The organism is Serratia montpellierensis (assembly GCF_020858655.1).
In the GTDB taxonomy this organism is placed as follows: Bacteria; Pseudomonadota; Gammaproteobacteria; order Enterobacterales; family Enterobacteriaceae; genus Serratia; species Serratia montpellierensis.
This window is the reverse complement of the sequence record NZ_VOSN01000008.1, coordinates 1-205: the sequence shown is the minus strand read 5'-3', so window position 1 is coordinate 205 and position 205 is coordinate 1. Positions and strand designations below refer to the sequence as shown.

General features: G+C 55.1%; 1 other RNA gene. It reads left to right on the top strand.

What is annotated here, in order from left to right:
• Nucleotides 1-86: 86 nt before the first annotated feature.
• A non-coding RNA gene (locus tag FUU19_RS10695) (RtT sRNA) lies at nt 87-205 on the top strand; the annotation flags it as partial.

Genomic DNA, 205 nt, shown 5'->3' with positions numbered 1-205 from the left:
TGAGTCGCACAGCGACGAATCATCCTTCCCCCACCACCATCCCTTGCAAAAAATCCCTGAACCAAGTTAAAACACATCGCATCCATATTGCTCCGCACCGGGGAAGGATGAGAAGCTTCGACTAAGGTTAGAGTCTCACGCAGTGAGACAACGCGCTTCAGCGCGGCCCGCAGGGTGAGTCGCACAGCGACGAATCATCCTTCCC